Genomic DNA, 17,322 nt, shown 5'->3' on the forward strand with positions numbered 1-17,322 from the left:
TCATTTTTCAGCCATCGTTTTTCATAAAATAAATGCCTTATGGAAGAAAAGAAAAAAGTAGTAGTTGCCTTCAGTGGCGGATTGGATACTTCGTTTACAGTCATGTATCTGGCTAAAGAAAAAGGTTATGAAGTATATGCTGCATGTGCCAACACAGGTGGCTTCAGCCCTGAACAACTAAAACAGAACGAAGAAAACGCTTACAAACTGGGAGCTGTTAAATATGTTACACTCGACGTTACTCAGGAATACTATGCTAAGAGCTTGAAGTATATGATATTCGGTAACGTATTGCGTAACGGTACTTATCCTATTTCTGTAAGTTCTGAACGTATCTTCCAGGCACTTGCCATTGCTCGTTACGCCAACGAAATCGGCGCACATGCAATAGCTCACGGTTCTACAGGTGCAGGAAACGACCAGGTTCGTTTCGATATGACTTTCCTGGTTATGGCTCCGGGAGTAGAAATCATTACACTTACCCGCGATATGGCACTGAGCCGTGATTACGAAATCAACTACCTGAAAGAACATGGCTTTGAAGCAGACTTTACCAAACTGAAATATTCATATAATGTAGGTATATGGGGAACATCAATCTGTGGAGGCGAAATTCTGGACTCTGCTCAGGGATTACCCGAAAGCGCTTATCTGAAACAAGTAACCAAGACTGGAAGCGAACAGCTGAAACTGGAATTCAAAAAAGGAGAACTGTATGCCGTAAACGGTGAAGTGTTCGACGACAAGATTAAAGCTATTCAGAAAGTAGAAGAAATCGGAGCAGCTTACGGTATCGGACGTGACATGCACGTAGGTGATACAATCATCGGTATCAAGGGACGTGTAGGCTTCGAAGCAGCTGCCCCTATGCTGATTATCGGTGCACACAAATTCCTCGAAAAATATACATTAAGCAAATGGCAGCAGTACTGGAAGGATCAGGTAGCCAACTGGTATGGCATGTTCCTTCACGAAAGCCAGTATCTGGAACCTGTAATGCGTGACATCGAAGCCATGCTTCAGGAATCACAGCGAAATGTAAACGGAACCGCAATTCTTGAACTTCGTCCGTACTGCTTCTCTACTGTAGGAGTTGACTCAAAAGACGACTTAGTAAAGAACAAGTTCGGTGAATACGGTGAAATGCAGAAAGGATGGACAGCAGAAGATGCCAAAGGCTTCATCAAAGTGCTTTCTACTCCACTTCGCGCTTATTATGCTAACCACAAAGACGAGGAGAATATCTGATTATGTCTGGCAACCAGAAACTCAGACGTCCACGTACCGGAAGAATGATAAGCGGAGTATGTGCAGGACTGGCAAACTTCTTTGGTCTTGACGTATCTATTATCCGCATCGTATACGTGATACTGACTTTTTTTACCGCATTTGCAGGTATACCTATTTATCTATTAATGTGGATTATCATTCCACAAGAACCAAACCATTATTTTCATGATTAAAGCAGGAATTATAGGAGGGGCTGGATATACGGCAGGCGAACTGATTCGCCTGCTTATCAACCACCCCGATGTAGAAATAAAGTTCATAAACAGCTCCAGCAATGCAGGCAACAAAATCACTGACGTACACGAAGGATTGTACGGTGAAACCGATCTGGTCTTTACAGACGAATTGCCTCTTGATACTGTAGACGTAATATTCTTCTGTACAGCACACGGTGATACCAAAAAGTTCATAGAAAGCCACGACATCCCTGAAGATGTGAAAATCATTGACCTTTCGATGGACTACCGCATTAAGGATGAAAGCCATGATTTCGTTTACGGACTTCCGGAACTGAATCGCCGTACCATCTGCCAGAGTAAACACGTAGCCAACCCGGGATGCTTTGCTACATGTATTCAGCTTGGTCTGCTTCCGCTGGCCAAACACCTGATGCTGAACGATGATGTTATGGTAAATGCTATAACCGGCAGCACAGGAGCTGGAGTAAAACCCGGAGCAACTACACACTTCAGCTGGCGTAACAATAACATGAGTATCTACAAACCGTTTACTCATCAGCACGTGCCCGAAATCAAGCAATCTATCAAACAACTGCAAAACAGTTTCAATTCGGAGATAGATTTTATACCTTACCGAGGAGATTTTGCCAGAGGTATTTTTGCAACAATCGTTGTCAAAACCAAAGTAGAGCTGGACGAAATCGTAAAAATGTATAAGGACTACTATGCAGAAGACTCGTTCACACACATCGTAGAAAAAAATATCGACCTGAAGCAAGTAGTCAACACCAACAAATGCCTTATCCACCTGGAAAAACACGGTGACAAACTGCTCATCGTTTCCTGCATTGACAATCTGTTGAAAGGAGCAAGTGGACAGGCTGTACATAACATGAACTTGATGTTCAACTTAGAAGAAACTGTCGGCTTAATGTTGAAGCCCAGCGCATTCTAAGTCAGATTTAAATATTATATCAAGATATGAAACTATTCGATGTATATCCTTTGTTCGATGTAAATATCGTACAAGGAAAAGGTTGTCACGTATGGGATGACAAAGGTCAGGAATACCTTGACCTTTACGGAGGACATGCCGTTATTTCTATCGGACATGCACACCCTCACTATGTGGAAACAATCAGCAAACAGGTAGCCAAACTGGGATTCTACTCAAACTCAGTCATCAATAAGTTGCAACAGGAAGTAGCCGATCGCCTCGGAGCCATGTGCGGATACGACGATTACCAACTTTTCCTGATCAACTCCGGAGCTGAAGCAAATGAGAATGCCTTAAAACTCGCTTCGTTTTATAACGGACGCACTCGTGTTATATCATTTGCAAAGGCTTTCCATGGACGTACTTCACTGGCAGTAGAAGTAACAAACAATCCTAAAATCATCGCTCCTATAAACGATAACGGACATGTGACTTATCTGCCGCTGAATGACACAGAAGCCATGAAAGCAGAACTCGCTAAAGGCGATGTGTGTGCAGTCATTATAGAAGGTATTCAGGGAGTAGGCGGTATCCAGTTGCCTACAAGCGAATTCATGCAGGCATTACGTCAGGCATGCGATGAGCACAATACAGTACTGATACTCGACGAAATCCAGTCTGGATACGGACGAAGCGGTAAATTCTTCGCCCATCAGTACACAGGTATACGTCCTGATATTATCACAGTTGCCAAAGGTATCGGAAACGGCTTCCCGATGGGAGGTGTACTCATCAGTCCTAAATTCACTCCAGTATACGGACAGTTGGGTACTACATTCGGAGGAAATCATCTTGCCTGTGCAGCCGCTATAGCCGTACTCGATGTAATGAAGGAAGAAAATCTGGTAGAAAATGCCGCTCTGGTAGGAACACACCTGATTGAAGAATTGAAGAAATTCCCTCAAATCAAAGAAGTACGCGGACGCGGTCTGATGATTGGAATGGAATTCATCGAACCGATAAAAGAAATCCGCCAACAGCTCTTGTTCGAACAGAAAGTCTTTACCGGTGTAAGCGGAACCAATGTTATACGTCTGCTTCCTCCTCTCTGTCTGAGCATGGCAGAAGCTGATGAATTCCTGAGCCGCTTGCATGCAGTTCTAAAATAGCAATCCACAAGCTAAAACATACAAAGAAAATAGCCGGAACTCTCAATGAGAATTCCGGCTATTTCTTTTATTAGAATATTTTATTTTCAAGCCTCTGATTAAGAACATCTCAGTACCTGACCGATACGTAAAGTAGTAGTACGTTTAATACCATTTATCTGGCACAGGCGATCGATAGAAACATGATACAAGCGTGAGATACGTCCTAATGTATCACCCTGGCGGATCTTATGATAACGGATTGCTGATTTCTCTGCTTCTTCAGCACCCGATTTGCCGCTCTTTACAGCAGCTAAAGCACGTGTACGCTGATATTCGTAACGATTCGCTCCGCGAATGAACAAATAACTGTCGGCTACAATATCCTGTTTCGGGAAATCGAACATAAATTCCGGATTGATAACCTCACCCAGGAAACGAGTTTCGAAATGCAAGTGTGAACCAGTAGAACGTCCGGTATTACCACCCAATCCGATAGGATCACCAGCCTTTACATATTCATCTTCTTTTACAATCTGCTTTGAAAGGTGTCCGTAAATAGTTTCCAGACCATTATCATGACGTATTACTACATACTTACCATAGCCACGGCGCTCATATTTTACCATACGTACTTTTCCGTCGAAAGCCGCACGAATAGTATCACCGATATATACCTTGATATCAAGTCCGTTGTGCATACGACGCCAGCGCGGGCCGCATTTTGAAGTAATTTTTGTATGAGTGGTAGGCATGCAGAAACCCGTCAGGTCGATACGGAAGCTATCAGGAATCTGTACGGTATTGCCATAAGCGTGAACACGCTGGTTATTCCAATTGGGATAAAGACTGTAAGCAGGATAAACTGCTTGTTCTGCTTTAATCTGGCGAATCAATGCCAAAGAATCTACTGCTTTAAGTTTTCTGTCGATAGGAGCCTGGCGAGCCAACAAATCTTGTCCTGATACATTTACACTGACAAACGCCAAGGCTGCTATTGCAACTGTTCTAATACATTTTAAAATCATTATCGCTATACTATTTTTCAGCCTATACCTGCAAGTGGATCTCCGAACTCTCTATCTGCTTCTTGCGTTGGTATAACTGCCGGTTCTAAACAATTCTAATTAAAAAAGTCTTTTTCAGACACTAAGATTCCAAAAAATCGTTTCAAATATAGCATTTTTCCGGCAAAAGACAGAGCCCAGTTAACGATTTTTTATGTATTTTCATACCAAAATCATTAACCTTAGCCGATAATATGTTTCATAACATACAGCTATTACAAACAGTTTACATCAGTCTGTAAATCAAACAACCAGGAAGATGTGATGCCCCAACAAACATTAAAGACGTACGAAACGCCCATTCTGCCAGACATACTTCAGCGGTACAGCAACAAGATAAGGTTTTATTTCCTTCAAGGTTTCTTTATCCAGATAATCGGGAGTAGTATAAACGAACGAAAGTGAAGTATCTTTTTCCGACAATACAGCTTTCAACAAAAACATATCAGCACGTGTACGCAGGTTTTTCAACGAATCAGTTTGTGTTTCCGTCACAGGGGTTTTATAGAAAGCATCCTCGGCAGGCAGGGTAAGAAAATTCTCTGCCGGAAGAGATTTCCATGAGGTATCATAAAACGAAACACGACTGTCACTCACCGGTCCCTGATAAGTCTGTACGACACAAATCACTTTTACAGAATCGTTAAGAGGAAGCAACTTCATTTCTGCCGTACTGACTGCGCTTACTTTCAGCAACAGATAATCATCTGTCAGCTTCAACATTTCCGACGTGTTTCCAAAACGGTTTTTCACCTGAGCCTTCATATTGCTGGCAAGGAAATCGCCGAAATCGGCTCTGTTGACCTCTGTCAGCAACGGCGAAAGAGAATCGGGCAAAGCAACAAACAACGATTTCATATCCTGTGCCTGCATATTCAGACAGCACAACAGTATTCCGGCTATAATCAATATTTTTCTCATGAAATATTCTGTTTTTATTATATCATTCAGCGATGCTAAAAAAGCACTCATTGCCTGCAAAAGTAGCACTTAAATAGAATATATTGAAAAAAACAGCCCGCTTTTTAATGCAGTATAAAAACATATCTATAAACAAAAGCCACCCTGTACAAGGTGGCTCCCAAATTATCAACATCTACAACAGCATAAGCTGTTCTGTAAGCTAATTAGAATACAATCTTACGTTCAATCTCCTCAAAACGGGGGAAAAGCAAATTATTCTCCAAGTGAATATGTTCAAACAGGGCATCGACGAAAGCTTCCAGTTCCTGCATCAGCAACCGGTAGCTGGCACATCCATCCTGAGGAACCGAGAAATGACGGGTCAGTTCAATAATATGCAAGTAACGGTTTCCTTCCCCTTCATGCTCCATTTTCATTACCCGAATCGGATTGGCAATGGTCCCGCAATGCATCGGTTCCATGCGTTGCCCTTGCTGCTGTGCTGCATACAATTCATACAAATAAGGGAACAATACGTTTTCCTCTTTTTGCAAGTGCATCTCCAAATCCTGGAGCGATTCACTGACCAATGTTTTCAGTTCACGCAGCTCGGGATGAGCTTCTCCATGTACCCGTTCTACCTTCTCCAGCAATTCCATCAGTTCCGGTCCCCGCGAACGAATACCGCGATGATGTATTTTCAAAATATAATCCATCAGCAAATCGAGCGGCCACGATGCAAAGGGAATAGCTCCCTTTCCGTCCGAGTCCTGATGCTGCAATGCCTGTATAACTTCTTCCACATCCAGCTTCAAAGCTGCACAAGCTTCATGCAGCTGAGTTTCTCCATGACAACAAAAATCAATCCCATATTTTTTGAATACTTTAGCCGCAGCAAAATTTTCGGCTACAATCTTGCCAACACTTGTATCTTTCCAGTCTGCTGTTTTCATATTTCCACTAGTTCTATTTGATTACGACTGCAAAGATATCCCGGTATCCGGACAAAATCTGTCACATAGGTGACAATGACCCATAATGAAAGTTAAATATCATTTTAGAAGAGCGATATATTTCGCACCAGATAAGTATCTATATAACAAGCAACTAGAAATGGCTTTTATTTTCGTACAAATTTAAAAAAAACATCAGCATATTTACTCTAAAACATGCTGATGTTTTCTTTCATTTATCAGCAAAAAAAATTTATCCCTTCCGCTTCAGGAAATCAGTAGGACTTTCACCAAAATAATCTTTATAACATTTCGTAAAATAAGACGGTGAACTGAATCCCACTTCATAAGTAATCTCTGCAATGGTCTTTTCGGTAGATGCAAGCAGTGAAGCAGCTTTTTTCAAACGTGCTATACGCAACAGTTCATTGGGAGAATATCCAGTAAGAGCTTTCGATTTCCGGTATAGCTGCACGCGGCTCATGCCAATCTTGTCACCTAAGTCTTCCACGCTCAGTTCGGAATTGCCCAACTGTTCATCTATAAGCGCTCGAAGTTTCTCGACAAATCCTTTATCCAAATCCGCTATCGGCTCCTTGCGCAAGGAAGTCTTATCGGCAAAGAAACTTTGCAACCGGAGACGGTTGTCTATCAAGTTACGCAAACGTACCTGCAACAAACGTGCACTGAACGGCTTCAGAATATACGAGTCGGCTCCACATTCATACCCCTTCACTTTCTGTTCATCCATGGTATAGGCAGTAAGCATCATCACCGGAATATGTGACGTCTGTACTTCCGATTTCAACCGGCGGCAGCATTCCATACCGTCCATCACCGGCATCATCACATCACAAATCACGGCATCGGGCACATATTTCATTGCCTGCTGCAAACCTTTCTGTCCGTTGGAGGCTTCTATTACTGTATACTTATCATGCAGAAGTGACTTTACATAGTCGCGTACGTCCTGATTATCGTCAATAATCAATACAGTTTCTTTGTCATCCCGTTCAACTACTTCGGGAGCAGTCTGGATTGTTTCCTGATCGGCAGAAAGTACTGCCCCTTCTTTTAAGTTCGTAAGTACAATATTTTTCTCTACATTTTCTTCCGGCACTCCGTTCTGCTGGACAGGCATTTCGAGGGTAAACACCGTTCCCCTGCCCTCACCGCTGTCTACAGCGATTGTACCTCCATGCATCTCTACAAACGCCTTTACCAATGCCAGTCCGATACCCGAACCTGCATGATGTACATCTATCTGATAAAAACTTTCGAAAATATGCTTGACATGTTCTGCCGGCATTCCGATACCAGTATCTGAAACTTGATAGCGCAACCAGCGTTCACCTTCTTTGGTAAACTGAGAAAGCTTTATTTCGATAGTACCATTTTCAGGAGTGAACTTAAACGCATTCGAAAGCAAATTATAAGTTATGCGTTCCATCTTTTCGGCATCGGCAATCATTACGTAACCTTCTTCCGAAGGTTCTACCGATACAGTAAAATGAATGTGCTTGCGATAAGAAAGTGTACGGAAAGCGTCAGTCCAGTCTTTGATATTTTCCGAGATATCGAAACGTGACAGCGTCATACTCAATTTACCATTTTCGAACTTACGGAAATCAAGAATCTGATTAATCAACCGGAGCAACACCGTCACATTTTTCTGTATGATATTCAACAGGAAACGTTCATTTTCTCCTAACTTATTACTTTCTGCCAGCTGATTGACCGGAGCTGCAATCAAAGTCAGCGGTGTACGGAAATCATGAGAAACATTTGTAAAGAAAGCCAGCTTGGCATGCGTAGCCTCTTCCAGCTGTTTGGAAAGACTTATCAACTGGTCACGCTGTTCCTCCAAGCGTTTCTTCTGGTCAGACAATTCCGCATTCAGTCTGTTCTTTGTCCAGAAAGCACGTACAACGAAGAAAAGCAACATTGCAACCAGAACCAAAATTACAATACAGGCATACAATAACATCCTTTGCGAAGAGTAACGCATCAGATACGTATCAAGCTGCTTATCGAGAACTTCTATTTTATTATCGAGCTGACCGATATGTGCAGTCTGCATTTGCATAATGCGTGCATTCGCCTTATTGACAAGTGCTGTCGACAGCACTGTTTCACGCGTGTAATCCCGGCCTTGCAAAATATTCATGGCAACTTCCATCACCTTATCACCTCCGGTAGGATAAATAAAAGTCGCATCCAACTGCCTGTTTGCTACCTGTTCTACACCATAACCTTCACCGGCCAACGCATCGATCCCTACAAACAGCATATCATGCTCACGATGTTGTTTGACGGCCGCATCGTATGCTCCGGCTGCCATTCGGTCATTATGAGCAAAAACCATGTCAATATCCGGGAATTTTGAAAGAATGTCACCAAAAGCTTTCTCGGCCGGTACTCTGAGCCATGCGGCATCAGCCGAAGCAATGAGTTTTATGTCAGGAGTTTCCCGTAATGCATCCATCAGACCTCGATGGCGTTCGAGTGCAGAAGTAGAAGCTTTCAGACCAGCAACTTCTACCAGATTTCCTTTCCCCTGCAAGCGTTCAGCAATATAGCTCCCTACCTGACGCCCGATTTCATAATTGTCGGCTCCTACATATGCGGTATATTTGTCTGAACGTATTTTTCTGTCGACCAAAACAACAGGAATACCTTTGTTATAAGCTTTCTCTATAACCGGTGTAATGGCATCAGCTTCATTGGGAGAAACAATCAACAGATCAACTCCTTCACCAATAAGACTTTCTATATCGGCTATTTGCTGAGCATTATTATCTTTCGCTGTACGGATATCAATCTTAACACCCGGATAGAACAAAGCTTCACGACGAATCTCTTTGTTCATCTGTTCACGCCATTCATCGTCACTACACTGAGATACACCAACGACATAGCGTACCTCACGGGGAGCACACCCTGCCATCAGCAAACAGAACAACGCAACAAGAACAAACAAAACATGTTTCATAGCATTCAAAGGTATTATGATAAGATTCCTTCACATGTACAGTTCAACCATCAAACAGTACTGCACATGTGAAGGACAGGTAAAGATACAAAAAATTATTTTATGACGCGATCTTTCAACGATTGCGGCAATACAGGCATTGCTCCGTTCTGAGTACAAACATAAGCAGATGTTTCTACAGCCAGCTTATGAGCTTCGCCGATAGACAAGCCACTCAATATAGAAGAAACGAATGCTGCCGTAAACGAATCGCCTGCTCCAACTGTATCGGCCACTTCAACTCTAGGTGTTTCAACAAAAGAAACATTACCCGGAGTGAAGACATAACTTCCGTTTACTCCACAAGTAAGAATAAGCATCTTCAAGTTATACTTGGCAAGTAAGATCCAGCATTTATCCTGAAGGTCAATACCCGGATAACCGAACATACGGCTTACAGTAACCAGTTCTTCATCGTTTATCTTCAAGATATTACATTTGCTAAATGAATTACAAAGAATCTCTTTGGTATAAAATCCCTGACGAAGATTAATATCAAAGATCTTCAGTGTATCTTCGGCAGGCATAGCATCAATAAAGCGATTGATCGTATCACGTGATACAACGCTACGCTGAGCCAATGAACCAAAGCAAACAGCCTTAGTATGTTTTGCCAGATCTTCCAAGGCCGGTGTATAAGGAATGTTATCCCAGGCTACCCCTTCCTTTATATCATAACAAGGAACTCCTTCTGCATCCAGCTCTACCTGTACTGTACCGGTAGGATAAGGCACTATCTCTACCATAGCATTCAATTTCTTTTCACGGAAATTATCTAAAATCTCCATGCCGAGTTTGTCATCGCCTACTGCACTTACAACACGGCTGTTCAATCCGAACTGTGATACATGATAAGCAAAGTTTGCAGGAGCACCACCTATTTTCTTTCCTTCTGGAAGCACATCCCACAGTGCTTCTCCCATTCCTACTACAATTGTATTTTCCATATTCTAGTTTCTGTTATCAAAGTTAGACATTACTTTTTAATTTTCAAGGTGTAGAACAGCAAATAAATAACACCGACCGTCATTACGGCTACAGCTCCATCCTGTCCCATAGCATCACTGGCAAATCCCATAAACAGCGGGAATACTGTCCCTCCGAACAATCCCATGATCATCAATCCGGAAATTTCATTTTTCTTTTCGGGTACAGCAAGCAACGCCTGTGAGAAGATAATAGAGAAAATATTAGAGTTACCAAATCCGATCAGTGCTATGGCTGTGTAAATAACAGCTTCGGCATCCGATACAAATAATCCTGCCATCGCAAGCAGCATACAGATTACACTAACAACGAAGAACGAGCGTGCAGAAACCTTCTGCAAGATGATAGCTCCTGAGAAACATCCCAGCGTACGGAATATAAAATACAGACTGGTAGCAAAACCTGCCTCATCGAGTGTCATGCCCAGACGTTCCATCAAAATTTTAGGAGCAGTAGTATTGGTTCCTACATCGATACCTACATGGCACATGATACCCAGGAAGCAAAGCAAAATAAACGGACTTCCCAAAAGTTTCAGACAACTTACAAAACCTGAAGCCTTATCCGGTTTTTCTTCTTCAATAGGAGTTGCTCCCAACCAAAGAACAGCTATTACAGCTATTACCATGTATACAGGGAACAGCACACGCCATCCTAATCCGAATGTCGGCATTGCCTGAGTAGCTCCCCACATCGCAATATAAGGAGCAAGGAAAGAAGCAATTGCTTTGACAAACTGCCCGAATGTAAGTGAGCTGGCAAGTTTATCGCCCGAAATAATATTGCTCAACAGCGGATTGAGCGAAGTCTGCATCAAGGCATTTCCTATACCCAACAGTGAGAAAGAACAGAGCATAACACCGTAGTTATCTCCAAAAACAGGTATCAGAAGCGACACAAAAGTCACCACCAGACTAAGCATTACCGTTTTCTTTCGTCCGATTTTATTCATCAGAATACCCGTAGGTACAGAAAATATCAGAAACCAGAAAAATACCAGTGAAGGAAAGATATTAGCCTCCGAATCTGTCAGATTCAAATCAGCCTTTACATAGTTTGATGCAATTCCCACCAAATCAACAAAGCCCATGGCAAAGAAGCAGAGCATAATGGGAACTAATTTCGCGTACTTCAGTTGATGACTAGTCATAGCTACTTATTTTAATCTATAAATTTTTAATGATTTTACTATAAAACTCTTCTTATCCGACTCAAAGGTCATCTTATTATATGTATCAGATGGAAAAACCAGATTCGTCATGGCATACCTTCCGTTTTCACCAAAAGCCTCAACACTACAGCGGTCAACAAACAGACGTAAATGAATTTTTTCCGCATTATCAACAGGTGCTACTGTTAGAGCCGGAAAATCGCGACTAAAATCTACAGCTCCACTCTGACTACGGTCCATAGCAAACTGCTTACGCAACACATCATAATACATAGAAACCTTTTCTCCCTTTGCATTCATCAAGCAGAAAGCCATTTTCGAAGCCCCGGCATTCTCAATCGTCATCTCAATTTCATAAGCACCGTCATTATCTCTCAGCAAGCTTTCAATTTCGTATTTTCCGGCAACCTTGAAAGAAGACTTATCCACCTTTTCGACTCTTGCTTTCTCTATTTCAGGTGAAGGTTTACTTTTCAGATACAGTTCATTTCCTACTCTATAAAGTGTCAGGTCACGCGCAATTGTATTCGCACTACGATATTGTGTAGTAGGAACATTATTTGCATACTGCCAGTTACTCATCCAACCCAATGCTATACAACGACCAGCAGGAGCATTACTCCACGTAACAGTTGCATAATTATCTTTTCCCCAATCAAGCCATTTGGTCTGAGTTGGTGATTCATTCACAAATTTCTTACCATCGAACGAACCAACAAAATACTGAGCAGCACTGCCTCCAAAAGGTCCTCCAGGATTCAGATTACAAATCAATACCCATTTTTTCTCTTTTGTTCCTTCAATCGGAAGTTCTACCAGATCTGGACATTCCCATACACCACCATGCGCGCCTTGCATTGCCCCAAAACTACTTTCCTTCTTCCATACTTTCAAATTGCCAGATGAATATATCTGCATTTCCTGTCCTACAGCCAACATCATCACCCAATGTTTTCCCGGAGCATACCAGAAAACCTTCGGATCACGGAAATCACGCTCAGTCGAAGTCAGTATCGGATTATGTTCATATTTAATAAAAGTCTTACCGTTATCTAAACTATACGCCATACTTTGTGACTGGATATCTCCCCACGGAGTAGATTTTGCAGATGTATAAAAAGCGACAACAGCTCCTTTTCCAAAACCAGCAGTATTATCTTTATCGACAACACAAGAACCACTGAAAATAGCTCCCCATGCGTCAGGAACAATAGCTGTGCCTTCATACGTCCAATGAGTCAAATCTGTACTTGTAGAATGTCCCCAAGTCATATTTCCCCACATCGAACCATAAGGATTATATTGGAAATACAAATGATACACTCCATCTTTATAAAACATTCCATTCGGATCGTTCATCCATCCATACATTGGAGTATGATGATAAACAGGACGGTAAGTTTCACGATTTGAAGAATCGAACGTATCGGAAAGCTTTATCTCCTTCCAGCACAATGATGAAGAAGGCATACCCGTAACATCAATTGAGATTGTTTTTCCCTGGTAAGCAGATAAATCTAATGGCACATAATAATCAACTTTTTCACGAGCCAGACGAACATTTATGTTTTGTCCCAACTGCAATTCATTATTAACAACAATGTTAACCTTACCTTCCGGAGCATTTTCTTGAACGGGAAGAAGTAAGTATTTGCTTTCAGAATCTTTAATCAAAACGATATTCTGTTCGTTTACCAGATGGGATATAGTAACAGATTCTCCCATCACATCCATTAAAGGAAAAGATCCCAATACAAGAGATAGGCCTATCGACCTCATAATTGTATTAATGTTTTTCATTTATATTAAATTTAAAATGATTTCTTTGCAAAAATAGAGGTTTAATACTTATGGTGCATTCAAATTCGTTTCATTACCTTGCAAAAATGTTACACGTAACATTTTTGCAAGGTAATGAAACGAAAGCATGATTCCTTTCTATTCACTCCCACATATCTCATACAACAGAGAAAAGCTAATATCAATAAGGTGAAGAAGGTTTTAATTTCCAACCTTTAAATTTCATGGAAGTCCCCTTCTGTAAAGCAAACACTTCAATCCCAGTTTGACCTTCAGAAGGATAAGTTAGCAATGTAAAAACATCCTTTCCTTCATTCACAAATAGTTCGATACTTGATTTATCAACAAAAATGTGCATTTTTAATTGATTATTCTCAGGGGTAACCTTAGCAAATGCCACACGGCCAAATCCAGGAATAGATGCATCTGTGCAATTCATACGATCTATCAGCAAAGAATTGGATTCTGTATCATAACTAATCACCACTTTCCGTCCTTCACCTACACAAAGATTAAATCCAAACACATTTTTACTACTTACATCAAAGCAAACATCCATTTCATAACAATTCTCCTCTGGTGAGAATTGAGGTAACCGATGTACGCCCATTTCCAATGTATGCTGAAAAGATATTTCATCATACCTCAATTGCTCCAGTTGCTTTACTGGAGTCTGTATCATTCTCAATCCTTCGGGGAAAGTTTTCAAAGCTAAATCTCTCGGTAACGACCAGAATCCCTTACCATAAGTACTGGGCACATGAGGAGCATAATCCCATGTAGAAACCCATCCCATTGTACTGACTGTTTTTAGTGTGTTATCGTAATCTCTAAAGGTGCGTGAGGCATAATAGTCCAGACCTTTGTCTACATACAATGCTTCTTTAGGATGGTTTTCGATAAGTTTAAACTCCTTTCCATCAAAATTACCTATAAAATACTGTTCTTTATTCCAGTTTATGGAAACTACTAATACCCATTTTTTATTTAAAGGATTATCATCTACCGACAACTGAAACAAATCCGGACATTCCCAAGCTCTTTCCTCATTACCAGCAGGACCAAAATCGCTCATCCATTCCCATTTCTTCAAATCGGAAGAAGAATAGAACTTTACTTTCTTTTCAAGCGCTTTAGCCACTACCATTATCCATTTCTTAGTAGGCTCATAATAGAAGACAGTAGGATCGCGAAACTCAGTACTCTCAATATCTAGTACTGGATTTCCCTGATAATAGTCAAATGTCAAGCCATCGCCACTATAAGAAATTCCCTGAGCCTGTTTCTTTGTATCTTTTTCGAATGCCGTATAAGCTGCTACATAAGCATTCTTACCAAATCCTGCGGTATTATTCTTATCAATAAGTATGGAACCGGTAAAATAAGCGATATTCTCAGGGGCCCCTCTCATACAAGAAAACACTGAATCATTATTGGGGATAACCTGTTTATAATGAACTAAATCTTCCGATTCTGCCTTTCCCCACCAATACATATGGTACTTATTCTGATAATAGATAAATCCACTAGGGTCACTAATCCAACCTTTTCTTGGACTGAAATGGTATTGTGGCCGATATTTTTCTTTATACAGTTCAGTGTTCTGCGCATTGCCCATTATGCTATACCCTTGAAATAAGCCAAGCACAAATCCAACCTTAATCCAATCTATTATATTTATCTTCATACGATTATCCTCTTAATTAAAAATTCGTTTTTACTTTAGCATCCTCCAGTTGCCAGATGTCTGCTTTTACCTCACTATTTTTCCCATCAGAAAAGATTTCTATCTGCGTACTGTTTTCATACAATGGAAAAACTCTTGTAGTAAACGCATCTTCATTGTTGATAAATCCTTCCACCACAGATCCATCTATAAAAAGATGAAGATTAATTTTTTCCTCATCTTTCTTTACGCTATATTTATCTTTACGAATGCGTTGAGGAATTCCTTCCCGTAGCGAAGAACGAGTCTGGTCGATTACCAACTCCTGCATATTCAAGTCGAAATAGATTGAGGTCTGCTCCGTTCCTGCTGGATTTTTCCCGATAATCACTCCAAACTTTGTTGCATCTTTTGGATAAAAGTCTATACACAACTCCACTTGGTGCTCCGTATTGGATATAGAATTAACAGAAGTTCCAGTTAACCGTCTTTTTTCTATACCCACATGTTTACCTCTTAAGCTCTTCAATCCTGAATAAGGACGTTGTACTAGTTTTTTCCCATCCTTCAAAGACAGCATTCTAGGTATGCTATACAAGTGTGCCCACCCCTGTTTATAATTAGCGCTTTCTGATATCTCATCCGGAATAATAGCAATGGCAACAGTCGAAGTATCACTCAATTGCCATATAGAAGGAGATAATAATCTATTAATCACTTCCAAATTTTGAGGTACTGGATTATCTGGTATAAACTTTTCATTTTCAAACTTGCCAATCCAATACTGAGAGCGTGCAGGAATACGATTATGAGGAACTCTATTTACCAGCAGTACATATTTTTCACCAAACTTTTTAAAGAAAGGCATTTCCCAAAATACTCCACTCTCATCTATTTCTGGATTTCCTTCGAACATTAAGTGTACATAGTCCCATTTTTTTGCATCAGTCGACTTATACAAAAGTAATGCTCCATGCGGAGAAACCGGATCCTCTATACCATAACCAATAATCATGTACCAAACATTCCCCTCTTTCCATACAAACGGATCACGCATATCGGTACGTGTAAAGCCTTTTGGCTGACCATAGATCACAGGATTCTTCTCATATTTATCCCAAGCTACAAGATTGTTATCGGCTGGAAAAGCAATTCCTATCCCATTTTTATCTCCACCTGAGGTATAAAACAACTGAGGAGTTCCTTTATCATTAAGAATCGCACATCCTGACCATATACCTTTCTTATCATAATCCATATCAGGAGTTAATGCAGGCTTCTCTTCCGTCCAATGTATCAAATCAGGACTAGTAAAATGTCCCCAATTTATCTGTCCTAAGAATATAGATGAAGCATTCTTTTGATTAAATATATGATACTTATCTTTATAATAAAACAAACCATGAGTTTCATTCGTCCAATTGGCTGCGGGCAGTAAATGATAAGTAGGACGATTGAAATCATCTTTAAAACGAGAAACAGGAGCCAGTACGGGTGTAGAATTTCTAACTATTAAAGCTTCTTCTTCAAGTTGTTCAATCTTAAATAAAGAATGAAAACAAGGACGATCTATCAATCCATTAATGCATGTCACATCATACATCCCGACCTTCTTTTCAAAAAAATCTTTACCGAAACGCAATAGCCATTTATCAGTCACATTTTTTTCTTTTTTCAAAGGAATATTTGTCAATTGTTTTCCATTTAAAAAACATGAAAAATAATCTTTTTCCATTGAAAGAGCAATATTAAACCATTCAAAACAATTTATTCTTTTTTGTAAAGAAAATGTCTTCGAAGTTCCTTTATCTAAATTTCGAGTTATAGCAACTAAATCTCCAAAGCGAGTCACACACAATGAAAAAGAAAGTTGATTATATTTATCCAATAGGGCAATACACGAAGCTGTATCAGTAGGATATGACTCCAAAGCGAACCAAGTATCTATCGCTTTCACTCCAGATTCCAATTCAGCATTTAAATAAGTTGAATAACCATCTGTACGTATTACCTTTCCCCTACATCCATTTCCCCACTCAGGTTGTTCTTTTACAGAATGCCATTCCATCCCCCAAACGCTATCAGTTCGTTCATATAGAGTTGGACTATTTGCATAAATACGACTCCCTATATCTCCAAGACTTACCACTAAAAACAAAATAGTCTGTATAAAGTATTTCATAACTAATT

Annotated in this window: 13 protein-coding genes; 4 read left to right on the forward strand and 9 right to left on the reverse strand. The window is 40.5% G+C overall.

What is annotated here, in order from left to right; genetic code table 11:
* The first annotated feature begins 39 nt into the window (after positions 1 to 39).
* The 4 genes from ACDG22_RS00520 to ACDG22_RS00535 are packed head-to-tail and all read left to right on the forward strand — an operon-like array spanning position 40 to position 3,575.
* Positions 40 to 1,248, forward strand: coding sequence for an argininosuccinate synthase (locus ACDG22_RS00520; RefSeq protein ID WP_007571609.1), 1,209 nt, complete (start codon positions 40 to 42; stop codon positions 1,246 to 1,248).
* Positions 1,249 to 1,250: 2 nt separating this feature from the next.
* Positions 1,251 to 1,463 (forward strand): PspC domain-containing protein, encoded by a 213-nt coding sequence (locus ACDG22_RS00525; protein ID WP_007571610.1) that lies wholly within the window; start codon positions 1,251 to 1,253, stop codon positions 1,461 to 1,463.
* The gene (gene argC / locus ACDG22_RS00530) at positions 1,456 to 2,424 is read left to right on the forward strand and encodes an N-acetyl-gamma-glutamyl-phosphate reductase (RefSeq protein ID WP_007571612.1); all 969 of its coding nucleotides are present in this window, start codon (positions 1,456 to 1,458) and stop codon (positions 2,422 to 2,424) included. Before ACDG22_RS00525 ends, argC begins: the two co-directional genes overlap by 8 nt.
* A gap of 26 nt (positions 2,425 to 2,450) precedes the next feature.
* Positions 2,451 to 3,575 (forward strand): aspartate aminotransferase family protein, encoded by a 1,125-nt coding sequence (locus tag ACDG22_RS00535; RefSeq protein WP_022126205.1) that lies wholly within the window; start codon positions 2,451 to 2,453, stop codon positions 3,573 to 3,575.
* A 98-nt stretch (positions 3,576 to 3,673) separates the two neighbouring features.
* Here the strand turns inward: ACDG22_RS00535 and ACDG22_RS00540 are convergent, their stop codons facing one another.
* The 9 genes from ACDG22_RS00540 to ACDG22_RS00580 form a co-directional block, all read right to left on the reverse strand.
* Positions 3,674 to 4,582 (reverse strand): peptidoglycan DD-metalloendopeptidase family protein, encoded by a 909-nt coding sequence (locus ACDG22_RS00540; RefSeq protein ID WP_007571615.1) that lies wholly within the window; start codon positions 4,580 to 4,582, stop codon positions 3,674 to 3,676.
* 318 nt (positions 4,583 to 4,900) lie between these two features.
* Positions 4,901 to 5,542 (reverse strand): DUF3256 family protein, encoded by a 642-nt coding sequence (locus ACDG22_RS00545; RefSeq protein ID WP_022126204.1) that lies wholly within the window; start codon positions 5,540 to 5,542, stop codon positions 4,901 to 4,903.
* Between the two features lie 206 nt (positions 5,543 to 5,748).
* Positions 5,749 to 6,477: an iron-sulfur cluster repair di-iron protein gene (gene ric / locus ACDG22_RS00550; RefSeq protein WP_022126203.1), complete on the reverse strand. Its 729-nt coding sequence runs from the start codon at positions 6,475 to 6,477 to the stop codon at positions 5,749 to 5,751.
* Positions 6,478 to 6,730: 253 nt separating this feature from the next.
* On the reverse strand, positions 6,731 to 9,469 hold the full coding sequence (locus tag ACDG22_RS00555) for a hybrid sensor histidine kinase/response regulator transcription factor (RefSeq protein WP_022126202.1): 2,739 nt from the start codon (positions 9,467 to 9,469) through the stop codon (positions 6,731 to 6,733).
* 95 nt (positions 9,470 to 9,564) lie between these two features.
* On the reverse strand, positions 9,565 to 10,455 hold the full coding sequence (locus tag ACDG22_RS00560; RefSeq protein WP_007571622.1) for a carbohydrate kinase family protein: 891 nt from the start codon (positions 10,453 to 10,455) through the stop codon (positions 9,565 to 9,567).
* Between the two features lie 29 nt (positions 10,456 to 10,484).
* Complete coding sequence (locus ACDG22_RS00565) at positions 10,485 to 11,645, reverse strand: MFS transporter (protein ID WP_022126201.1); 1,161 nt, start codon at positions 11,643 to 11,645, stop codon at positions 10,485 to 10,487.
* Between the two features lie 6 nt (positions 11,646 to 11,651).
* Entirely contained in the window at positions 11,652 to 13,400 is a 1,749-nt protein-coding gene (locus ACDG22_RS00570; RefSeq protein ID WP_270212169.1) for a DUF4980 domain-containing protein, read from the reverse strand.
* Positions 13,401 to 13,647: 247 nt separating this feature from the next.
* Entirely contained in the window at positions 13,648 to 15,153 is a 1,506-nt protein-coding gene (locus ACDG22_RS00575; RefSeq protein WP_270230058.1) for a glycoside hydrolase family 32 protein, read from the reverse strand.
* A gap of 16 nt (positions 15,154 to 15,169) precedes the next feature.
* Positions 15,170 to 17,314 carry a glycoside hydrolase family 32 protein gene (locus ACDG22_RS00580; protein ID WP_270230057.1) on the reverse strand — a complete coding sequence of 715 codons (2,145 nt, stop codon included), beginning with the start codon at positions 17,312 to 17,314 and terminating at the stop codon, positions 15,170 to 15,172.
* Positions 17,315 to 17,322: the final 8 nt, after the last annotated feature.

It is taken from the genome of Phocaeicola coprocola (genome assembly GCF_041333015.1).
GTDB lineage: Bacteria > Bacteroidota > Bacteroidia > Bacteroidales > Bacteroidaceae > Phocaeicola > Phocaeicola coprocola.

Excerpts from the sequence above, each read along its gene's own strand:
- argC (WP_007571612.1), top strand. The coding sequence starts at position 1,456 with ATGATTAAAGCAGGAATTATAGGAGGGGCTGGATATACGGCAGGCGAA.
- ACDG22_RS00555 (WP_022126202.1), bottom strand. The coding sequence starts at position 9,469 with ATGAAACATGTTTTGTTTGTTCTTGTTGCGTTGTTCTGTTTGCTGATG.
- ACDG22_RS00520 (WP_007571609.1), top strand. The coding sequence starts at position 40 with ATGGAAGAAAAGAAAAAAGTAGTAGTTGCCTTCAGTGGCGGATTGGAT.
- ACDG22_RS00525 (WP_007571610.1), top strand. The coding sequence starts at position 1,251 with ATGTCTGGCAACCAGAAACTCAGACGTCCACGTACCGGAAGAATGATA.
- ACDG22_RS00565 (WP_022126201.1), bottom strand. The coding sequence starts at position 11,645 with ATGACTAGTCATCAACTGAAGTACGCGAAATTAGTTCCCATTATGCTC.
- ACDG22_RS00580 (WP_270230057.1), bottom strand. The coding sequence starts at position 17,314 with ATGAAATACTTTATACAGACTATTTTGTTTTTAGTGGTAAGTCTTGGA.
- ACDG22_RS00570 (WP_270212169.1), bottom strand. The coding sequence starts at position 13,400 with ATGGATGTGATGGGAGAATCTGTTACTATATCCCATCTGGTAAACGAA.
- ACDG22_RS00535 (WP_022126205.1), top strand. The coding sequence starts at position 2,451 with ATGAAACTATTCGATGTATATCCTTTGTTCGATGTAAATATCGTACAA.
- ric (WP_022126203.1), bottom strand. The coding sequence starts at position 6,477 with ATGAAAACAGCAGACTGGAAAGATACAAGTGTTGGCAAGATTGTAGCC.
- ACDG22_RS00560 (WP_007571622.1), bottom strand. The coding sequence starts at position 10,455 with ATGGAAAATACAATTGTAGTAGGAATGGGAGAAGCACTGTGGGATGTG.
- ACDG22_RS00575 (WP_270230058.1), bottom strand. The coding sequence starts at position 15,153 with ATGAAGATAAATATAATAGATTGGATTAAGGTTGGATTTGTGCTTGGC.
- ACDG22_RS00545 (WP_022126204.1), bottom strand. The coding sequence starts at position 5,542 with ATGAGAAAAATATTGATTATAGCCGGAATACTGTTGTGCTGTCTGAAT.
- ACDG22_RS00540 (WP_007571615.1), bottom strand. The coding sequence starts at position 4,582 with ATGATTTTAAAATGTATTAGAACAGTTGCAATAGCAGCCTTGGCGTTT.